Here is a 22,075-nt window from a genome sequence, read left to right on the forward strand (position 1 = left end):
TATTTATAATAAAAAAGAGAGACGCTTGTCCCTCTTTTCTCAAAAACTATTAAATTGTATTAATCAAATTAAGTTTAATTATCTGCTTTATCAAGATCATCCGATAATTTCTTTAAAATATCACGTGCTTCTTTCTTCTCTACATCTGTTAATTTAGCATTTTTACTCTTTGCTTCCAACGATTTAAGTACTTCCATGTATGTACTATCTTTAGTGCATACAGTGTCTGTATAAGAGTCGCCAATAGCTACTAATGAATAATACGTTTCTTTATTCTCCTTAGGCACATGCCCTAGAATATACAAAACTCCATCTTTACCAATGCTTATAGAGTTATTTGAAGTACCACCATGGAAAATAGGAGATGACCATTCGGTCTTCCATTTCAGTGTACCATCTGGGTTTAATGCATATAATTGTTGAGATGAATGAACATAAATCACACCATTTTTATCGATTACCGGTGAGTTAATAATAACCTGAGTACCCGTTTCATATTTCCATTTCAGTGTATAGTCTGGATTATATGCATATACACCACCACTTTTAGCTATATAAATGGTTCCATCTTTTGAATATATTGTAGGAGCAGATTTTGAACTAATCTCATTCTGTTCCCATTGTTTCATTATATTTCCATCTTTATCTAAAACATATATAATAGACCCACCATTTATATATAATTCGCTATTTAAACCTAAAGAAAAACCAGGATTACCTCCATTCCCCTTAATCTTTTTATTCCATAATTCTTTACCGTCTTTGTCATGAGCATATAGATAATAATTTTCACCACTTGAAGATACAGTATAAATAATTCCATCCTTTGACATAAGCATAGAATTAGTTCCCGTTGTCGTTCCTTTAAACAGTTCACTTGATACCCATTTTTTTGATCCATTTGGATTATATGCGTGTATTGTTCTCTTATCATAAGCAGCATAGCGTACATAAAGTGTACCTTCACTATCTAGAATAGGAGTATCAACATAACCATTATCTGTAGTTTGCCATTTTATTGAACCATCTGGATTTAAAGCTGTTAATTTTCCTCCTACAACATAAATAGTTCCATCTGCCGCTATAACAGGTGAAGTGTAAATATTCGCTATACCATCTTTAACCCATTTAACTGAACCATCTTTATTAAATGCATACAGTTTTTGGTTTGCATTTCCTATATAAATCGTCCCATCACTTCCAATTGCTGGTTGACTGTAGAATGTTTGAATACCACCTTCTTTGTAAAAAACCTTATACTCCCATTTCACTTTAGGTGTTTCTGGTCCAACGTAAGGTGAATTTTTATTCCAATTCTGACCAAAAGAAAACTCAGCTTGTAAATCATACTTCCCTTGTTCAAATTGTTCACCTTGTACGCTCGTAGTTTCGGCTTTGGTCATTGAATTAGGGTGTACCCCTACCATTAATACAAACAGAAGCATCATTAACATAAATTTCTTTTTCATAATATACCTCCTAAATGAAACATTAAATTATACGATAATAAAATCATATTTATTATATATTATAATTAATAATTTAAATACTTAAAAACTAATATAAACAGAAATAAAAAAAGACCAGCTAATACTGCTCCCGCTCTGTTTGCGTATTATTTTCATTAGTTGGTTTTAGTGGTTCTTTTGGTGGATAAGAACTGGTAAGCGATGTATAACATTCTATACAAATATGCTTTTTCGCAAATCCCATATCTAGTTCATATAGACGTGCCCCACGTTTACAGATTTCGCATCTTGTTGCGATTCTAAAGCTTATAGTTCCATCAAGTTCCCTCCATACCTCGACTTTATTCATGCCATTTGAAAGCCCTGCATTATTTAATACATTGATAGGGATGTTTACAAAAATTCCAGCTTCAGATCTTTCCAACTCTACTAAATATCCCATAAACGGTGTTACATCCTCACGTTGTGGAGGTGTAACAGCTGAATTCTGATTCATATACTATTACTCCTTTCTTCTTTATCCCAAACTATTAAAGTGCCATCCATTTGAGTTACAGACATAGAATCCTAACCCTCGGTTTCCTTCTACAAAACGAACATGTCCCCATTGTTGGAAGCCACCGCCGCCTAAATTAATTCCTTGCATCGCCCTTATATTAGAAAAAACTTTTACATCCTTTTCTGTACTTATATCAAATGTTTGTCCGTCTGCTGCTGGTTTTATATTATTATTCACACCACCTACAGCAAGTGCGTTAAACGGCTGAATACCATCCGCTCTTTCTGCTGCAGCACGATCCCAATTATACATAGATGCATATTTGCCACTGTATAGTGTTACACCACTTACACAAATCGCTGTCCCCTGTCTCATGTCAGCACTTCCAGAACAAACTTTAATAATCAATGCATGTTGTTGTGGAATATAGTTTTTCGGCACTTTAAAGGTAAATGAATATCGTCTGATTTCTCCATAAAATGTAGACGGCTCAGGAAAGTCCATTTTTTGTTCATTCCAGATATCGTAACTTACATTGTCTCGGAATTTAACACAACATACATGTAAGCGTGGTTTCCCTGTTTTACGTACACCATTTATCATAGATGCTCTAAAGTGAGCAGATACTGTGTATTCATTTCCGGGATGTATGCCATTATTCACGATTGCTTCTGGATAGTTATACATGTCTACCCTTGTAGCATTCACCATTTGCTCATAATCGAATATATGTGTATTCTTTTCTATTACGACATTTCCCCAGGACTTCCAAGTAAGACCATATCCACCTTCAAACCCATAATAATCGTTATGTCCAATGTTTTTCTTTGTAACACTAGAAAAATCGGGATCTGCTATTAGGTTTCGTCTTGATACCGCAGTTGTTTTTGTTCCCCATTCGTCTTGGAATAGGAAGTCTAGCATTTTAACAGTTACACCATCTTTATCAATGGTTATCTTGTCACCGTTAATTCTAATAAGATTCGTATCAATGCCTTTTGCTGTTAGCCATTTGACCATTGTATCTGCATTAATATCCAGTTTTGCAGCATTGATTGTAATTTTCCCAGGGGACATATTGATGGCAGTGACAATTCCGTCCTTTAAAATCTGCGCTAAAATCCCTTCATCTAAAACTTCTAACCTAGATTCCGTTTTCCTCGCATAGGCATTATAAGTCTCATTTATAAACGTTTCTTGTTTTCTAGAAACGATTGTAATACCTTTTTCATTTGCGCCAATACTTCTTTCTAACTCTGTAACTTTCTGATTGTATTTCTCGGTAGCTACTCTATTAGCTATATCTTCTAGCATTTTATCAACATCCGTTTGATCTTTCGGATGCAACCAAAATTCTGTAGCTATGGTGCCACGTTGTAACATAGGTGCAGTACACCATAAACGCCCATTTCTTGTAACATAATAACGCCATCTCACAAACGATGCATTGGCTGGCGCTTTATCTGAACATACAGCACGAACCCATGTATGATTTACAACCTTGATATTTGTTCTAGCTGTTTTAATGCGAGTTTTTTTGTCACCAGTCCACCATTCAATTTCAATAAATGCACCACCACTATCAATAGGTGTTTTCCCATCAGTATTGAAATAACCTGATGCAACAAATTCTTCGTTAACCTGACACTCAATGAATTGGCTTGTAAGTCCCCACCAACGATCTTGAGTCTGGCCAGTAACGGTAATTGCAAATGTATTCATACCTTTGTATTTTAAATTCGTATCAACAGAACCAATAGCCCCATTACCGCTATTCCAAAACCAATATTTCTGTCCTAACTTAAAATCAGCATCACGCAACTCGTTGACAGTACCTAAACCGCCTACATAATCCTCAACATCTTTCTTTTTCATTGTTAATTTCAATGCTTCAGAGTGTTGCTGTATCGTTGTGGCCGCCTGAGTTAATGTTTTCCCTTGCTCAGTTTGTGTTTCCTGTAATTTCTTAACACTTGCAGTTGTTCCTTCTGCATTCTTTTCTACAGTGTTAACACGTTCATTAAAAGAGGTTTTTGTTTTTTCTACCGTTTTTATACTTTCTTTAATACCATCCACACTTTTTTCAATCTCGGTTGTTTTCTTAGTGAATTCATCACTCGTTACTTGATTTTCTGGAGCTGGTGTCCAATCCTGTGGCTTATTACCTTTATATAAAGCAACCCATTCTACAATGGCTTTTGTAGTGTTACTTGGAAAGTTATACAGACTCAACTTTCTTTCATTTCCACTCGTTGCTGCTACAGCTTTAAAAGTTACATAGGTAATTCCATTCGCATAAACACTTGTTGCATATCCAACATTATTCGAACCGCCATTTTGCCAAATCCCGAACTTCTGCCCCTTCGGAACGCTACCTTTAATTACAAATGTATATTCTTCACCTGTAGAGAAATTTTCGGTTAGAGAATATGGATTGATTAGATAATCTGTTTTTTCGTATTTAGCATTTGAATCTAATAACAGATTACGTCCTCCAGCTTTATCGTTATTAACTTTCTTTTCTACACTCTCCAACTTCTCACTAATCTGGCCAGCCTTTTCTGTAATTTCAGTTGTAGTTTTCTTTAAAGCATTTGTTGTTTGCTGCACCTCAGAGATTGTCTTTTTTGTACCTTCAAAAGTCTCTTCTACTGTATTTAACTTTCCAGTGATTTCACCATCTTTTTTTGTTAATAACTCAATAGATTTAGTAAAACCCTCGTTAGTTTGTTTCATTTCAGAAACAGTTTTATTAATTTCACCTTGAAAGTTTTGTACATTTTTAATAGTTTGCGAAACTTCTTGGAGACTATTTTTAACTTCCTTGAATCGTCCAGTGGTTTCACTTTGAGCTTCTTCCACTTTCTTATTTAATTCTTCTTCTGTAAGTTTGATATCTTTATTAACCCGCTCCATTGTTTCCTTCTTGATAGTTTCCACATCAGGAATAAGAAGCTCCCAACCTTTACCGTTCCACACTTTTAAAATACCAGGTTTACCGTTGCTAATATCTCGCCATAATGTTTTACCTACTATAAGATTATCGGTCGGTGGATTTTTAGCTTCAATAATATTTACCGCATTATTTTTAAGATTCTCTTGCACTTTTTCAGCCAGTGTTTTTGCTACTTCTGATTCTTTCTTAGCATTATTAGCTGTTTCATTTGCATCTTTCACTAATTTATCTAACTGATCTATCAGTTCTTGCTTACTACCTAGTGAACTAAGGATACGATTGTAAATCTTTCGTAGCTCATCATTAGGGTCAACAATTTCGCTGTAATCACCAAATGCGTATTTATCTTGCGAAGGATCAGTATGTGATTCATCACCAGCGATCGCCCTTGCTTCTAAATAAAGCTTAGGTGTGAATCCAACATCTTTAATTCGGATTGTATCTCCTTCATTGATTAACTCGTGGGCCAGCCCAAATACACGCCCCATACTTTGTGCTTGAACATCATAAGAGACAGAGGTATTCACGCGTTTTGCTAACTCTGTTTTCATAAGAGTCAATAAGCGTTCTGGTGTTATATCTTCTTCTGTTTCTGGAGTATAAAATCCAAATTTGTGTTTACCTTTTTCATTCCAACGTTGAAATGCATCGTTATCCACAATATATGGAATACCCTTATTTATATCTGAGATAGTGAGAACTTCTCCACCTTCTTTTTTGATATATCCAATTAAAGCTGTACAAATGTTTTGTGAGTTCTCAATACGTTTGATTCCAATTAAATCTTTACCTAACGTGACTTCCTTTCCTGTTTCTCTTCCTCTTTTTTTCACCATATCTACATACCAACCTACGATTTTAGAACCGACCACTTCAACACGGTATATAATTTCTAATTCAAATAGGGAAGCAATCTTTTTTAAGAAACTCAACGGATCTATAAATTCGTCAATAGTCATAGAACGAAATCCAGCATACTCCGTTTTACCACGCTGCCATTTTACACCTACAAGAGCAATGTCCATAAATTCATTTACTGTCTTACCTTCAATTTTCTGTGGACGAATATAGTCATCTTTAGCAAGATTAATCCATGCACCTGATGCATAAGTAATTACGGATCTATCGTCAGGGTCTTTTTCTACTTCAGTGATTACATACGGAACAATACGCCCATCCCTTACTTCTTTTAATACTAAGTTTTGTTGCATAAGTGTTGCTGCATATTTCGTGTTATCAAATACTTTAAACTCTAAAGTATCGATATTATTCTTGATTTCCCAATGACGTTTATCATCCCAATAATCCTTTGGTTGTATAGCTGAAACGATTTGACTCGTTTTAAAATCAATAATATGTAAGACTCCACTTGGCGTCCTCATCTAAATCGCTCCCTGTATTTAACCTTTGCTGTTCCGATATCATAAGGCATGATTTCTAGTGTATTCATACCTTTATTAATGATAGGAAAATTACTGAAAATGTCTTTAATATTAATCGCATTCTTCCCTTCAATCGTTACATGACTATTTTCGGTATCAATTACGACTTTATCGCCAACATCTACTATATAAGGCGGTGTGTTTTTCGTATTTAAATTCACTTTCCAAAACTTTAAATCACTAACTGACATTGCTTCTACTGGCGGTACATCCTGCCATTGCATAATGCTAATCTGTATTTGAGCTGCTTTTTCCATATGATAGTTATTTTCATCTGTCCACCGTGCAAAACGCTCTGAATCATCTTTTTCTGTCCCAGGAAGAAATTTCGAAATATACGCTTCCCATACATTTCCTGTTCTAGCTATCCACAATCGTCCAAAATATTGATTCCATGTATTCGGATAATCACCACTCTCATAAATCAGCCCTGTTTTCCCTGGCTTGTTATCGTATCCAATAACCATCGTTCCAAAATTTTGTTCGGCTTGCCAAAAGAGATCGTTCATAGCAATTTTTGAAAGTACCTTACTGTTTTCGTCTAATATTGCTATCTCAACTCGTCCCATTTCATTGATTTCCTTACTCTTACAAGTAACGTAGGCTTGCATAATAAAATCTTGTACTGGACCACCAGGTATACTCTTTTTGACCGCTGCACCGTGCCATCCTTTTCCCGTTCCAGTCCCAAAATCAGAACAATAGAATTGGTATTTATCTGATTTCATTTCACCAACCGGTTCACCATCTTCCATTGCACTGACTTTACTCCATCCAACAGTAGTGGCCATTTCATCCCATACTATACGTTGATTCCTTTCCACAGGCTTTTCTATAGTTTTTAGTGGCATACCGATACGAAAATAATCTCGATTACTTAGGGATATCCCGCCAAACCATATATCTAAAAAAGTGTTTGGTTTCGTAATGTCAATCTCAATAATAGGATTAGAATGAACAGTTCCTTTGTTTTGAACGCTTGCCGTTAACCCAAGCGCACCTGTTTGAAATTCTACTGTTCGGGTAGGTCCTAATTTATAAGGCATTGGACAAATAAACTTCAAAGTACCTTTACCTAACGTAACGAAATCATCAAGATTAAAATCTTCATCAATTATAGCTAAATATGTTCGATCAGGAGTTGCATCAAATACTAGCTCAACTGCTTCTTCTGTAATTAACCATGCTGCTATTTCTTCTTTTAACGTTTCTAAATCTGTTCCATCTGGAACGATAATTCCTACAGGGACAGGAAGTGGACGAGGATCTGTATCCGTTCCTAATAATCTTGCACCAGGATATCCAGGTGTTTTTAAGAAATTACGTTTTAGAGGTGCCCATGTTGGTGGACTCCATCCCTTTTCTATTTGAATGTACTCCTTTCGTTGGTTGTTAAAAGTAAAAGAACTCATGCCAACACCTCATTTCTTTATAAAATAAAAGAAACCCAAACCTAAAAGGATGAGTTTCTTTTTGCTTCTCTTTCTTGATACTCGGTTGTATAGCGATAAGTACCGCGTGCCACGTCTCTTCCTTCTAAATTAACAGGCACTTCAATAACTAAATCTCCACCAAGCATTGGAATAACTTCACCACTAGAAGATAAACCGGATCCGTAATTAATCACTTGATTTGATACGCTGCTTGCCATAGCTTGTCTACTATTTGACATACTTCCATACACACCACTCATGATACTCCTTAATCCTGATAATTGACTCACAGAACTAGCCATCATACGGCTCATGTCACCCATTAGTTGATTTATTTCTCCCGGCATAGCAAATTGTTGTCGTGGCATGGCTGCTACGATTCCAGCACCAATATCTCCAAGTGTCTTTTTATTCAGGGGAAGCACAGCTTCTCGTCCCGCTTCTCCTGCACCTTGCAAGTTTCTACCATTCATTCCGAAGATAGTTGGTTTAGTGAAGATACCACCTTTTGCGCGCCAATCAATATTAATTCCTGACGGAAATGTAACATCTTTACCTAAAACATTTTTCGTGCTTGTTTGTAAGCTGAAGTGTGGAAGAGGTGGCATTTCTGGTTTTGGAATTTTTAACTTCAAGTCACTAAAGAATCCCTTAATCTTCCCAATAAATTTTTCTATACTGTCAACTGCATCTTTAATTGGATCTATAATAAAATGTTTTGCCGCTTCAAATTTTTCTTGAGCTGCATTCTTTACAGAATCAAATTTTTCCCGTGCTGTGTTGTACATATCATTAAATTTCTCTTTTGCAGAATTATAAGCTGAAATAATTGGTTCAACGATGTATGTGTAAACCATCTTCCATGCTTCAAGTGTATACCCTTTTATTTTCGCCCAAATTCCTAACATCCAATTGGATAAATCATTTAACTTTTCTTTTGTTGCGTTCCACAATTCCTGAACAGGCTGAATGACATATTGTTTTACTAAATTCCATGCTGCAGAAGTATATGATTTAACTGTTTCCCATTGCGAATTTAGCCAAGAAACTAAATCGCCAAACTTTTCTTTTACTAAGTTCCAAGTATCTATGACAGGTTGAATAATATATTGCTTAAATAGTCCCCAAGCAATTTGCGCCATAGCTTTTGCAATTTCCCATTGTGTACCCAGCCAAGTGACCATTTCACCGATTTGTGTACTCACCCAGTCGTAAGCTTCCTGGATTGGTTGAATAATGTATTGACAGATTGCTGCCCATGCAATTTGTACACCTGCCTGTATTAACAACCAACCAGCTTCTAAAACGGTAGAAACTGCCGAAATAATTGGATCTAAAACAGTAAGAATTGTATCCCATGTTTCTTGCCATGCTTGCGTTAATGTTCCCCACAATTCAGATGCTGTTTCAACTAAAGAGGACCACCAAGAGGAAGCAGTTTCAACAATCCCAGACCATAAACTACTAAAGAATTCACCTATCGGATCAAAGAAACTATGCATCATTTCTATGAAAGAAGACCATGCTTCAGAAAAGAATTCAACAGTAGAATTCCATGCATCGCTACACGCCTGATTCACACCCTCCCATAAATCACTAAAAAATTGACCTATCGGATCAAAAAATTCATGCATTGCTTCTAAAAATGAAGACCATGCTTCACTACAGGATTGGGATATCCCGTCCCAAAGTTCTACTAGGTACTCTTTAATAGAATCCCATGCTTCTATTGTCCAATTTTTAATATCATCCCAGTTTTTATAAATAGCCACTCCTAGAGCAACTATAGCCGCTATGATAATAGGAACTATTGCAACTATGCCTAGTGCGGCGGCGGCTCCGATTTCAAATACACCCATGACCGCCATAACTATTGGTGCAATTGCCATAAGTGCCCCTGAAATTACCCCAATAGCCGTTGCAACTGCTGCTAATGTCGCTGCTAATTCTGGATTATTAGAAATCCAATCAGCAATACTAGCAACAACATCAGCAATCACTCCTAGTATAGGTTCAAGAGCCATTTTTAAATCTTCCATTGCCTTTTGAAACTTAACTGCTGGATTTGCATCCATTTTTTTTATGGATTCATTCAATTTCTCCTGATTCTTTTGGAAGTCTACGGTTTTTTCCGAAGCTCTTATTAAAGTATTAGTTAAATTTTGCCCTTGGTCCTCAAACATAGTGGCTAGAACTTTAACCCCTACTTGATTCTTTTTAACAGGATCTTCTATTCCTTCTATCGCTTTAGCTACTTCTACCATAGCTTTTGAACCATCACTTCCACCTTTAGCGACAGCTGCACCCCATTTTTCTATTTGTTCAGTTGCAATACCAGAACCATCAAGTGCTTCTTTTAAAGCTTTGTCAGCTCCTTGTGCGAATTCATTTAATTGAATCCTACCTTCTTTAAGCCCATCTAAGAGATTATCAATCATTTATATTCAACGTGATGCGCAACGTCACGCCCGTTCTCTTATGAACTGCTATACGTCACCGTATAGATTAGACTATATCTTCAACTACTTGAGTTGCTCCCCGTTTCGAGTGTCATTTGCTTACACCCTACGTCTTCCGACTAGTCGTTGCACGTTCCTTAATAAAAAGGCTTCGCTCAGTATTGTCTCATTTGAGAGTTTCACTGAATTAAAGGAGTTTTTCATTGTACGTCACCATACAAGGGAACTATAATCTAATTCCAACTACCAGTTTCAACACCAGCTTCCATAATTGCTTGAACTTCTTCAGCTTTAAATCCTGCACGAGTCAACTGACTCCCATATTCGGCAATGATATCTAATTGTTCCGGTGGAAATCCCATTTTTAACAACGCATCTGTCATAGATAGAGCGTGTTCTTGAGATATTCCTAATTCATTACCTATTTCATAGGTTTCTTGAATTAATTCAGTAAAATCAATCCCTTCATAGGATTGAGCTATAACTGCTGCACTTTTTGCCATTGATGCATTTGCTTGGTCACTTATATCTTTATTTAAAGCCCATTGTCTTCTAACACCTTCTAAAGCCGCTGCTCCATCCACACCATATGCCGTAATTCCTCTTACAGCTTCTTCAACTGACTTTTTCGAAGACTCTGGGACCTCAAAAGTAATATCAATCTTTGTCTTTAACTTTGACATATCCATCGCTTGTTCTACTGCGCTTGCAATACCACCACCAGCCGCTATACCACCAATGACGTTTTCGAGTCCTACTTTGAGTCCTTCAAACTTCTTCTCGGTTCTGCCAGCTTCTTGTTGTAAATCTCTTAACTCATTTTGTACTTGTTGTATAGAGTTTCCGGCATCCACAGATCGGAGGGCACGTTGTAATTTTTCAATATCAGCTTCAGTTCCTAATGCTTCACGACCAATAAGACCAATTGCTTGTTCTAACTGTCGACTTGTAGCCGATCCACTTTTAATTGCATTTACAAGACGATTACCTAATGCATTCGCAAAATCATCAACACTTTTTCCTGTAGCACTAAATAAAGTTTCTAATTGTCGTGTTGAACTTGCTACATTTTCTTGTTCGGCTTTCATATTACCGAGCTTGTTTTTCAGACCATCAAGTGACCCTTGTGTAAATTCAATTTCACGCCTAAATGCGCGGTACTGCTCTTCTGAAATTTTCCCATTCTGAAATTGCTCTTGAACCTGTTGCTCCGCTTCTTTTAATTTATCGAGCTTTTGTGTAGTTTTTTCAATTTGTTGTGTAAGCAACTGTTGCTTTTGAGCAAGTGCCTCAACGTTACCAGGATTAAACTTTAATAAACGTTCAACATCTTTTAACTCTTTAGTCAAAGAATCACTTTGCTTATTCACGTCTTTTAAGGCATTTTGTAACGGTTGCGTATTCCCTCCAATTTCAATCGTAATTCCTTTAATTTTTCCTCCTGCCATTATCTCACCCCTTTTTCTTAGAAAGCATTAAAGTCTTCTTGAGTTGCTTTTCGAACTTTTTCTTGTCCTGGATTTTTCATTTCAGCATACTCAGCTATATAATCAAAGCAATCACCAATCGTCATCACTTCTAAGTCCCAATATGTGAGCTTCGCTTCATAACAAAGAGCAAGGAACAATTCAGTGCTTAATTCTTCATCACTGAAAGTCCCTTGCTCCCCATTAATTTTCTTTACTTTTTTTTTGCTCCCATTGTTTTTTGAACCATCTCATTAATTTCCGGCATTATATCGTAAATAGGAAACTCATCAAATCCTTCTAACCAAGTCATCGGGTCTGGAATTTCAGGATCAGCTGTTTTAGCGTATAACCAAACTAAATCGTAACAAACTTCAAAATCTACCTTGTCAAAATCTAAGTTAGAAAAATCAATAGTACCTTCTGTTGCATCTTGCGAAGCGAATGTACCTATAGCGCCTAATTTAAACATATCGGCAAATAAATCCCGTCTAAATTGCGCCTTATATCGCTTGGCTGATGCTGCATTAGCTTTTAATTTGACCTGTTTTCCGTCTATTGTAATTGTCTTTTCCATTTACTTACGCTCCTTTTGGTAATACAGGTACTTTTGTATACACTTTTTTGTACCAATTATTATAAATATCTGTTTTTGATTTAGTAGTAGTTTTCGTTTTAACCATACGTTTTCCATTAATATCAATAGGGCTGGATACAAATTTAAGTTCATTTGTATTTGGCTCCGCTGAATTTGTTTTCGTTTTAGATGCAAGTGTTGGACGACTTGCAGAACAGTTAAACATAACGTGTCGAGTTGCTCGTACATCGCCATCAAATTCAAATAATAATGCAAATGATTTTCCTTTCGCATCCGCTAACTCATTTAGCACACCATCTTCTTCGTCTAATTCCTCTCCTAGTGCATCAATTGCAAATTGTTCCGGAATAGTCGCAATAGAAAGCGTTCCATCATACCCTTGGTTATTACTTGCAGCGTAATAAAGCATGTCATCAGCGTAGAATTCAATTAAATCCCCTCGTGGATCAAACGTTAATTCAACCGCACCAGGTAATGGAATTGGTGTATTAAATGTAACTACACCATCTTTAATATCGAAAAGCGCATAATGGACATTCTTTAAACCAAATGCTACTTTATTTTCATTCATTTATATCAACCTCGTTTCATAAAATTTTTGATACATATTTTCAGATTCAATAAAAGTCCCATACGAGTCATAAGGAATCTCGTGATCATCTAGGACTTGTTCTAGCTTGGCTTCCGCAACTACATCTTTCTTAGTTGTATAAAGCTCTATATTTACATCATTTATCTTGTGATACACCTTGTTGTCAGCCATTAAATTTGCTGACCCATCCACAAGAAAACAGATATACGGTGGCGCTGGAACTGGATTACCTGGTGTTGCTATGAAATGCGAATAAGCCACAGGATAGCCTGTAGCTTCAAGAATTTTTATAAATTCTCCTAATGTTAATGTCATGATTCAATTGCCCTTTCAATACGTTTTGGCAATTCTTCAATTACATACTCTTCAACGGGACGAATATGCACTTTCTTCGGTACTCGGCCACCACTAGCTTTCGCATGGCCATTTTCTAAAAGATGCGTTAATTGACCTTTTGTATTATGGATAACAACAGCTTTACCTACTTTTTTCTTACGCCAACCTTTACGATAACCACCTGTTTTTTTAGGACTATTTTGTCTTAACTTACTTACAGCAATATCGGCTACATCTTCTTGTGCATTTGTTAATTCTTCTTCCACAACATTTGCATACCTTTGCAATTCTCTAGCAAGATCACTCGCAAAATTATTCATATTAAACATGCTCCTTTGCGATTATAGTCAATGTTTGATTCATTTCATCATCATTCATTGGCGGCTCGATGATATCAAAGATACGACCTTTCATATTAATTCGCATTTCTTCCGTAATACTAGAAGTGTATGGAATTACGAATCGATAAACCCGTGTAGCTTGTGAAGCGGAAGCTTCAATGTACTCAGATCCTTTCACTGTTTTTATCATCGCCCAGGCTTTTTTAAATTCTGGCCAAGATGTTTCGATTACTTGGTTTAATTCATCTTTTATTACTACAGGTTCTTCAATAATGATTCTATTTCTACAATCGCCTGTATTCAGTGGTTTCTTGTACTGAAAAGGACGCATACTAATCACCGACCAACTTAATTTCTTCTAATGCTTTATCAACGCCTAAACTATTAATCTGACTTAAAAAATTCTTATCAAAATACTCTAAGGCATCGTTATAGACATAACGAGAGCGTTCAAAGACTAATTCCTTGAACTCCTCGTCAGTATTTATATCGTAATCGCCACAAACTCTCAATAAAGACTTATTAGACGTAGAAAGAGTACGCTTTAGGTTATCGTCTTCCTCATCGCCTAAGTGCATCCTTTCCTTAAACTCTTGCAATATTTCATCTGAAATCGTTGCGTTTCTCATTCATTTCACCCTTTATTTAGATTTTGTTTCTGCAGGTGGTGTAAATGAAATTGCTAAATCGTAAACAAGAGCCGCTTTATTATCTTTTGGTTTCCCATTAGCAAATTGTTTAATTGTATAAAGAGTAGCATCTTCGAAAGCTAATGTTTGATCAAATTCTTTTAGCTTGTATCCACCTGCGATTGCAGCAATATATTGTCCTTTTACAAAGAATAATGCTTTACCAACAGGAACTTCCTCACACTCGACAGGTTTAATGTTATAAGGCAATGCCATTACCCATTGACCTGTTGCGGTCTGGATTGTATTACGTGCTTGTACGCCAATCGCATCAATCGGGTTAACTACCATTACAATTTTATTTAATACTTTTCTGGATTTCCCTTTTGCATCAACAGATAAAGCTTTTACTACTTCATAAAGTTCGCCTGCTACAATTTCCCCTTTATCAGACGGAGCAAATGTTAATTTGCCAGAAGATTTTTTATCAGTAACAGCGCCTGTTTCTGGATTTACATCTTTCATTAAACCAACTGGTTGATGTGCTACAGATCCTCCACCATTAATAAAACCAAATTCTAGACCAACAGAATATGTTTCTACTAAAACAGTTCGAACATAGCGTTCAATCCATTCCGGCCCAAGTTCCTTCATATCATTCGGAATTGCTGCAAATGCAGTTAATTTAAGTTGACCAATTTTTTCTTGTTTGAAGATGGCATCAATTTGCCCACGGATTTCACCGAATAACTCGCCCCATACATACGCCTTCGTTGCATCAGAATAAATAAACTTCGTAACTGCTCCTAAATCTTGCAAACCAATTTCAGCTAATAAGGGATGTTCCGTAACTAAATCTTCAAACACACGCTCTTGAGTCGTTACAGGAAGGATTGAGCCATCTGTAAATCCACCTTCTTTAACAACTGCATTGAAGAATTTTGTTTCTGCTGAAGTTAAAACATTTTGACCACGTTGCTGTAAAATTGAACGATCAAGCATATCGTTATTTACTTGTTCACGAACAGTATTTGCTACATCTGTTTGTAGTGCGTCAAAGAAACCTTCAAACGCTGACGTTTGTTCTTGTTCTGTACTTTCCGCGTTAGTTAAAGTGTCCGTCAATTTTGCTTTTGCTTTATTAAATGCTTCAGATTTATTAAATTTAATCGTCATTATGTGTTTCCCCCAATTTTTATAATTTTAAAAGGAGCCCTTTAATCCCACTGTTTTTTACAGGTTTAGGATTCGGCTCCTTTGGTTCTTCTATATTGTTTTGTAAATCATTTAGGATTTCATTTTTTAATCCTGATAATGCTGCATTTAAATCTTCTTTTGTAATCCCTTGGCCTTTGTTCATTGTTCCATTTCTAAAACCATCGATTACTTTCTGGGGAAGCATGGTGGCAGTAGCAGTTGAAGCTGTCATTTTAACCTGATTATCCATAAACATAATTTCATCCACAAAATTATTTTCTAATGCTTGTTGCGGACCCATCCAAGTCTCTTCAGCCATCATATTAAGTAGTTCCTTTTCTGATTTACCGCTTTTAATGACATAAGCATTTACAATTGCTCTATCTGTTGTTTTCAACATTTCAGCTGCCTTTTCCATGTCACGATGATCTCCACCATTCCACATTGAAGCATTATGAATCATAATTTGTGCTGTAGGTGAAATTCGGACTTTATCACCAGCCATCGCAATAACAGAAGCCGCACTTGCAGCCAAACCAACAATTTGAACTTCCACATTACCAGGATAATTTTTTAATGCTGTATAAATTTCTGACCCTTCGTGTACATAACCACCAGGACTGTTAATCGATACAATTAAATCATCACCATTGGCATTAGTTAGTTCTTTTGAAATTTTACCTGGGCTTGCAGCATCCATTTCAAACCAATCATAAATCCAAGCTTCATCATTTGAAATTATTGGTCCTTTAACGTCAATTTTCACCGTCATTTTTATTCTCACCTCCTTCAGAATCAGTTAGTTTCGTATAGTTTTTCGTAATATGATGTGTATTTAAGTTAGGATCATCAGAAACTTCATATCCTACTTCTAATCGAATTTCATTTCCTGTAAATGCACTTGAAGAAATGAGTTTATCGATGCTTGTCGCAAGATCAAATATACTTTGATAAGAAACAGCTTTAATTTCAATTTTTTGACCTGAAAGATACTCTTCTTTTTCAAAAAATTTAACGTTTGCTTCATCTGAAATCTTTTTTAACAAAGGTTTTGCTGTGAAAAGCATGTAATTCTTTGTTTGCTTCTCTACATCAGCCATTTCACCATATATCAAAGCAGTTGGAATACCAAAAGCCATTGCTACTTGATTTAAGAAGCCATTTGTTACTTTATTAATTTCCTCCACACTCTGCCCAGAATTTGCTCCACCTGACGTTTCAGCATACTTAAAACCTGGTTGTTGTGGAATGATAGCGACATCTTTTTCTCCAATCGCTTTGTACATGTTATCAATGAACTCTTGCAGTTTTGATTGGTGTTCTTTGCTCTTTGCAGCGAGCATGTCCATATCAACTGTTCCGCGAATTTGATTCTTACGTTTTTGAGAACTTAATATTCTACCGAATAAATCACCATAATCAGTAAACAAACCATCGATAAGAGGTGATAACTTATCATTCCTGTATCTTAAATGAATGACTTCACTTTGTTTAAAACTTCTTTTAAACTGATAATCTTTTACAGTGACATTTGTAAAAGTATCTTCAAACACAGCATATTCGTTATGTTCAAAGTCATCAGCAATAAGTAGATCACCATCATCCGCTTGAATAATCAAAGCTTCATTATCATAAATAAGTTTGTAAATGAAACTCTCCCAAAAGGTACTTGCTGTCATATTCTTATTTGGTCTAACATTTAATCGGTAATAAAGCTCATCCTTTTCAAATTCTTCACCGTTTTTCACTCTGAATTCCGACTGACTTATTGTTCTTCCTAAAAAAGAAATACATGTATCAATCGCTAGTCGCTTCATATGGACTCTATTTGCCTTTTCGATAAACATTTCCACATCAAACATAAATCCTACTTCACTATTTCTTTTAAATACTGCGTCCAACCATCCAATGATTATCACCCCCTTTATTAGAATTTAATACCGTCTAACATAAAGTCGAATTCATCCACAAGAATGTTATCCGCTTGCCATAATGCATGGATAAAGGCTTGGAATCCATCTGTTTTTCTCTTAAATTCATCTTTCTTCAAATATTCTTTGTTGCCGTCTTTTTTGATGTGGACGTAGACGTTATTGGTGTACCAACGCATTAATGGATTATCACCAAAAATAATACGATTGTTTGCAAATAACGTTTCTACCCTTGGCGCTAATAAAGAATGAATAGCTTTTGGGTTACGAATGTATAACAATATGAAGCCTTCAGCTTCAAGTGCTGTTTTAACAAGATCAAGACGGAATGTATCAGCTACTATTGTGTTAAATCCGTATATCTCACGCATTTTTACAAACCAATCCACAATATGAGAGATATTAATAACCGGCTCATCCACAATAGTTAGTAAGCCATTTTCAGCCCATTCATAAATAGGCGCTTTTAATTTCACCTTGTCCAAGAATCCTTTACGTACAAATGAATGACCTTTCCATATATAATCTTCACCATGTTTAAATAGCAAGCCGACTGCTGCGAAGTCTTTGATGCTGGCGAAGTCGAGACCGCCTACAGCTACTTTGTGCTTTAAATCTGGAACTGCTCTCAGTGTTTTTCCATCTTCTTCAAAACCAGTACGCATGATTTCTTCCCATGAAGCTACAGACTTTGTTAAATCTACTTCCGGTATATTCATCCTCTTAGTCATGAAATTTTCTCTATTAGACGGATCGTTTTCTAGATTTTTATACTGACGCATAACTTTCTTAAACAATCCTCTAGCGTATTGACTCATTGGCTTACTAAACATCGGATTTGCTTTTTCCCACATATCAGGATTATCTACTTCTTCAGCGTTATCAAGCTTACAAATAAAAGGAAACAATCTATCTTCTTTTTCTTTCCCTTTCAGGATATTCATAGCTCGCTCTTTCATTTTGTCAAGATACCCCTCACGAACAAATCCATCTGTGGTAATAAAAAATTCCCTAGAGTTAGGAACTTTACCTAAACCGCTAGAGAACACTTCTACAACATCGCTATTTTCATATCTATGTATCTCATCGTAAATAACACACCCGTCCCTTAACGAGTCTTTACTCCCTGCATTAGACGTATGAAATTCAAAAGTCGAACGAGTAGCTTTATTTGTTATCAATTGTTTTGTTGATACAAATAACTCGTCTAATATTTCATGTTTTTTATTCTTTTCATAAACATCTATAAAAGAAGTTTTAGCCTGTCTTTCTGTATTAGCAACTACTGATACGTTGTAATGCTCAATACCGTGCAATTCGCTAATAAAGAAGTGTGTCAATGCACTAATCAATCCGTTTTTACCAGCACCCCTTGCCATCATCCAGAAGTGTTGATCAAAATAAACATCCTCATATTCATCAAACAAAAACACAAATGCTATTAAAAATTTCTGAAAGGAATTTAATTTGAAATGCCACTTTTCTATGAAAGTTACACATTTATGAATTAAATCCACATCAAAATGTAAATCATTACGGGTTAATATATCTTGCTTTAAATAATTTATAAGCATGATACGTTCTTTATTTAATACCACTGTTCCTATTTCATATAGTTCTATATATTCACTTACATACTTATGAACAATCATATTAAATCACTTGCCGAATATTTCTTAATTTCTTTTTTATTATTTCCTTCTGGCAACAAATCCGTTAGTTGTTTAATGACCCTTTGATATGATTGATCACGGGTATTATATAACCGGGCAACAGGTCGTTCTCTTTCATACGGCTCTGTTTTATCAGATTGTGAGAACATTTCATAGTCACCATTCTCAGATATATCCATCCACATCTCATTTAATAAAACTCGTAATCTTGCTGCCTGAATAATTAATCCTTCAACCACTTTTAACTTACTAGGTGGGATGTCTTTAAATAATCTTTTCAAACGATTTTTTTCTTTGTTAACTAGCACCTCACGCTCATCAATATCCGCCATAATATCACCTCGATTCAATCATATTTTCATACTGGGTAGGGGTCCTATACGAAACAACTTAAAAATCTGGAAAAACGACCCCCTCCTCCGGTGCCCCTTAGAGCAATTTTTGATGAAATATTTTAAGGGGGGTATTATTACCGAATCATTTTTACCATTTTTCATCGTGTTCCCATTTGTTTATCTTTTTAACAAACACTCTACCGTGTTCTTTATTATGGCAATCCACACAGACTGTTTCTAAGTTATCTGTTTCTAATGCAAGTTCTGGATGATGTTCTAGTTCTTTTATATGATGGACAACGAGCTGAATCTTCTTACGCTTTGCACTCTCACTGTATTCATTGGTGTCCACACGAACACTACCATTACGTTTACACTCTTGGCATTCATAGTTGTCTCGCTTCTTTACTTGCTCCCGTATACTCTTCCACTCACCACTGTCATAGAACTTACGCTTCTGTTGTTTGGTTTTATATTCATTCATCGTCCTTTACCCAACGTTCTTGATTACCTTTATCTTTTCCCAATAGATCTTTTATTGATGTTTGTTCCAGATATTCTACAGAATAAAGCATGTGGTTCTCGCCATACAGTTTGTAATACTTGAATCGATTAACATCAATCCCAGCCTTCTTGTACGCTTTCTCATGTGGCTTAAGGTATTTGATGTATGCTTTCTTATCAATAGGTATAAGACCAAGCACAGCAATCTTACTATTTAAAACGCTGTCCAATTCTCCTCACTCCTTCCTCTCCAGGAATTCATCAATTGTTTTATCTAGCAAACTAATCATTGCTTCTCTTCTTTGCTTTGGCGTTGTGTTGTCTTCCATTGCATTAAAGACTGGGATTGCACTTTCTAACTTCTGTTTATCGATACGTTCGTTTACAAGGTCTTGTCCAAGGAATGGAATTAATGTACCAATTACAATCGCTTGTTCTTGTTTGGTTAATTTAGTTAGATCCATCATTCATCCTCCTCCAAAATAAAAAGCACCCGATAAATGGGTGCTTTTTATTTCAATCGTATTCGAATTACTTGTTTATTATCTAATTGAGACTACTTTTGCTTTTCCTTCAAAAAGAATTTCTTTTTTAAAAGGATCTATTATATCTCCATTCCAATATCTTAAGGCTTTCTCTCTAACTTTATTCAGTCCAATTGTTGGTCCTTCAATTAAAGATGCATCACATTCATGTATTTTACCATCTACCTCTAGTTCTACTAATTGCATTTCATCTCTTTTACACTGCTCTAACCAATAACTTAAATCCCCCTCATCACTTATCCAGAGACAGCGTGTTCTTGATGGATAATCAGGGAAGCTTTTGACGCGCACCTCTTCAAGTGCAGTTTCTCTTGCAAAATGCCAATAGTAAGTAACTGCATTTACCAACGATGTAAGATTACTATACAACGTTATATCATCAGTATTATATACATCAAAAAAAGGGTTATATGTTTGTAAATCAGTATCAATAATTTGCCCTAATTTTAATAATCCGTGCCTATTCCCATCAGTAATTCGATTAATATGATAAAATTTTTCACCGTTAACAATTCGCAAAAATATCACCTCACCTTATATTTCGACAAAAGAAAACAATATCCTTTTATCAAAATATAAGCACCCGAATGGATGCTACATCATTAATTATTCTTTATTAATTCAAATACAGTAAATGAAGTTTTATTCTTCTTCCAGTCACCTGCACAGCAAACATTTTCAAGTAGCTGAAAGAAGAGCAAAAGCCCTTCCTCGTTTAAACAACGAAAATTGCAATTGAATGTGAAATCAAGAAACAACTATTCATCCAATCTGCAACCATCGCCACCGGTTATGACGATCCATTTTCAGTTATAAGGAATTTTATGAGCAATATTTTCCGCCACTACTCACAATACAAATATATCACGTTGATTCCAAAATAACCGGCACATTTACTGCCAAAAAGCGGTCACGAATCTGCCACAATCTTTGAACCAACATACTGTAATATTAAAGATGATTTAAGTAATTGAAATAATTTTAATGCGTCTTGATTAGTAAGAGAATCATAATCGTGAAAACCATGAGCTATTGAATTACGATTAAGGTTTCTTCCTAATCCTTCCGATCCTTTAGTGAATGTATTTTTAAAGGTTCTAAGAACTGATATTGCAAAAACCTTTTTTATTTGTTCTACTTCAATATCAGATGCATAATATTTTTCAGGTTCAATCTTTTTATAAAGTCCCCACACATTTGGATTAGACCTAATCGCTATCGCTTCTTTTGTTATTTTTCCCTTAAACCAAAAAGCAATAACATGCTCAAACGCTGCAAATAATGGCATAATGCACAATTTATATAAACCGTGTTTATAAGCTTCATAAGCCTCTTTAATTAAAGTCGCATGAATTTCATACATAGGATTTTGAATTATTTCTTCTACATACTCTTCTAGATTATCTTCTACATAATTTGATACATTTTCTTTAGTTATATTACCATCCATTATAGCCTTCATAAGGATCATATCTAAACACCAATATTCTTCTTCATAAGTCGTTAATTTTTTATCCGTCCGTCTCAGCTCTTCGACAACAGACTTTTTTAACGAATCCCAATCAATACTCTTATAACTCCCTAATACTGGTCTAATTAAGTCCGATATTGGTTTATATTGTTCTCGTATTGATTTTTGTATGGACTCTATTGGTTTAATCTGCCCTCTC

At 35.5% G+C, this 22,075-nt stretch carries 21 protein-coding genes and 1 pseudogene; all 22 read right to left on the reverse strand.

The genetic code is table 11. The features are described from left to right. Positions 1-74: 74 nt before the first annotated feature. On the reverse strand, positions 75-1,469 hold the full coding sequence (locus RT27_RS13145) for a PQQ-binding-like beta-propeller repeat protein (RefSeq protein WP_043936389.1): 1,395 nt from the start codon (positions 1,467-1,469) through the stop codon (positions 75-77). A 118-nt stretch (positions 1,470-1,587) separates the two neighbouring features. Then, positions 1,588-1,965, reverse strand: a complete 378-nt coding sequence (locus RT27_RS13150; protein WP_043936390.1) for a hypothetical protein — start codon at positions 1,963-1,965, stop codon at positions 1,588-1,590. Positions 1,966-1,986: 21 nt separating this feature from the next. Continuing rightward, complete coding sequence (locus RT27_RS13155; RefSeq protein WP_043936391.1) at positions 1,987-6,306, reverse strand: phage tail spike protein; 4,320 nt, start codon at positions 6,304-6,306, stop codon at positions 1,987-1,989. Continuing rightward, complete coding sequence (locus RT27_RS13160) at positions 6,303-7,778, reverse strand: distal tail protein Dit (protein WP_043936392.1); 1,476 nt, start codon at positions 7,776-7,778, stop codon at positions 6,303-6,305. Before RT27_RS13160 ends, RT27_RS13155 begins: the two co-directional genes overlap by 4 nt. 41 nt (positions 7,779-7,819) lie before the next feature. Next, on the reverse strand, positions 7,820-10,234 hold the full coding sequence (locus RT27_RS13165) for a phage tail tape measure protein (RefSeq protein WP_231577672.1): 2,415 nt from the start codon (positions 10,232-10,234) through the stop codon (positions 7,820-7,822). 260 nt (positions 10,235-10,494) lie between these two features. After that, a pseudogene (locus RT27_RS13170) lies at positions 10,495-11,706 on the reverse strand (hypothetical protein); the annotation flags it as partial. A gap of 232 nt (positions 11,707-11,938) precedes the next feature. Beyond that, positions 11,939-12,301, reverse strand: a complete 363-nt coding sequence (locus tag RT27_RS13175; RefSeq protein WP_000415912.1) for a hypothetical protein — start codon at positions 12,299-12,301, stop codon at positions 11,939-11,941. Between the two features lie 4 nt (positions 12,302-12,305). Continuing rightward, positions 12,306-12,893, reverse strand: coding sequence for a major tail protein (locus RT27_RS13180; protein WP_043936395.1), 588 nt, complete (start codon positions 12,891-12,893; stop codon positions 12,306-12,308). After that, the gene (locus RT27_RS13185) at positions 12,894-13,229 is read right to left on the reverse strand and encodes a hypothetical protein (protein ID WP_000176452.1); all 336 of its coding nucleotides are present in this window, start codon (positions 13,227-13,229) and stop codon (positions 12,894-12,896) included. After that, the gene (locus RT27_RS13190; protein WP_043936396.1) at positions 13,226-13,570 is read right to left on the reverse strand and encodes an HK97 gp10 family phage protein; all 345 of its coding nucleotides are present in this window, start codon (positions 13,568-13,570) and stop codon (positions 13,226-13,228) included. The genes RT27_RS13185 and RT27_RS13190 overlap by 4 nt, the downstream gene beginning before the upstream one ends. A 1-nt stretch (position 13,571) precedes the next feature. Beyond that, a complete protein-coding gene (locus RT27_RS13195) occupies positions 13,572-13,922 on the reverse strand; it encodes a phage head closure protein (protein ID WP_043936397.1) in 351 nt (116 codons plus the stop codon). 1 nt (position 13,923) lies between these two features. Continuing rightward, a complete protein-coding gene (locus RT27_RS13200) occupies positions 13,924-14,220 on the reverse strand; it encodes a hypothetical protein (RefSeq protein WP_043936398.1) in 297 nt (98 codons plus the stop codon). 12 nt (positions 14,221-14,232) lie between these two features. Then, the gene (locus RT27_RS13205) at positions 14,233-15,396 is read right to left on the reverse strand and encodes a phage major capsid protein (protein WP_043936399.1); all 1,164 of its coding nucleotides are present in this window, start codon (positions 15,394-15,396) and stop codon (positions 14,233-14,235) included. A gap of 19 nt (positions 15,397-15,415) precedes the next feature. Next, on the reverse strand, positions 15,416-16,189 hold the full coding sequence (locus RT27_RS13210; protein ID WP_043936400.1) for a head maturation protease, ClpP-related: 774 nt from the start codon (positions 16,187-16,189) through the stop codon (positions 15,416-15,418). Beyond that, a complete protein-coding gene (locus tag RT27_RS13215) occupies positions 16,173-17,279 on the reverse strand; it encodes a phage portal protein (RefSeq protein WP_043936406.1) in 1,107 nt (368 codons plus the stop codon). Before RT27_RS13215 ends, RT27_RS13210 begins: the two co-directional genes overlap by 17 nt. Positions 17,280-17,344: 65 nt before the next feature. Continuing rightward, positions 17,345-19,000: a terminase TerL endonuclease subunit gene (locus RT27_RS13220; RefSeq protein WP_043936401.1), complete on the reverse strand. Its 1,656-nt coding sequence runs from the start codon at positions 18,998-19,000 to the stop codon at positions 17,345-17,347. Continuing rightward, positions 18,997-19,353, reverse strand: a complete 357-nt coding sequence (locus RT27_RS13225; RefSeq protein ID WP_000763336.1) for a hypothetical protein — start codon at positions 19,351-19,353, stop codon at positions 18,997-18,999. The genes RT27_RS13220 and RT27_RS13225 overlap by 4 nt, the downstream gene beginning before the upstream one ends. A 151-nt stretch (positions 19,354-19,504) precedes the next feature. Further along, the gene (locus RT27_RS13230; protein WP_043936402.1) at positions 19,505-19,840 is read right to left on the reverse strand and encodes an HNH endonuclease; all 336 of its coding nucleotides are present in this window, start codon (positions 19,838-19,840) and stop codon (positions 19,505-19,507) included. Continuing rightward, on the reverse strand, positions 19,833-20,090 hold the full coding sequence (locus RT27_RS13235) for a hypothetical protein (RefSeq protein ID WP_043936403.1): 258 nt from the start codon (positions 20,088-20,090) through the stop codon (positions 19,833-19,835). The genes RT27_RS13230 and RT27_RS13235 overlap by 8 nt, the downstream gene beginning before the upstream one ends. A gap of 6 nt (positions 20,091-20,096) precedes the next feature. Then, positions 20,097-20,324, reverse strand: coding sequence for a hypothetical protein (locus RT27_RS13240; RefSeq protein WP_043936404.1), 228 nt, complete (start codon positions 20,322-20,324; stop codon positions 20,097-20,099). A 78-nt stretch (positions 20,325-20,402) separates the two neighbouring features. Beyond that, entirely contained in the window at positions 20,403-20,924 is a 522-nt protein-coding gene (locus RT27_RS13245; protein WP_052497681.1) for a DUF2441 domain-containing protein, read from the reverse strand. Between the two features lie 391 nt (positions 20,925-21,315). Further along, positions 21,316-22,075: hypothetical protein (locus tag RT27_RS35225; RefSeq protein ID WP_052497682.1), on the reverse strand; the 760-nt coding region annotated here is incomplete at its 5' end.

The sequence above is a fragment of the Bacillus sp. L_1B0_5 genome (genome assembly GCF_000836715.1).
Classification (GTDB): Bacteria; Bacillota; Bacilli; order Bacillales; family Bacillaceae_G; genus Bacillus_A; species Bacillus_A thuringiensis_S.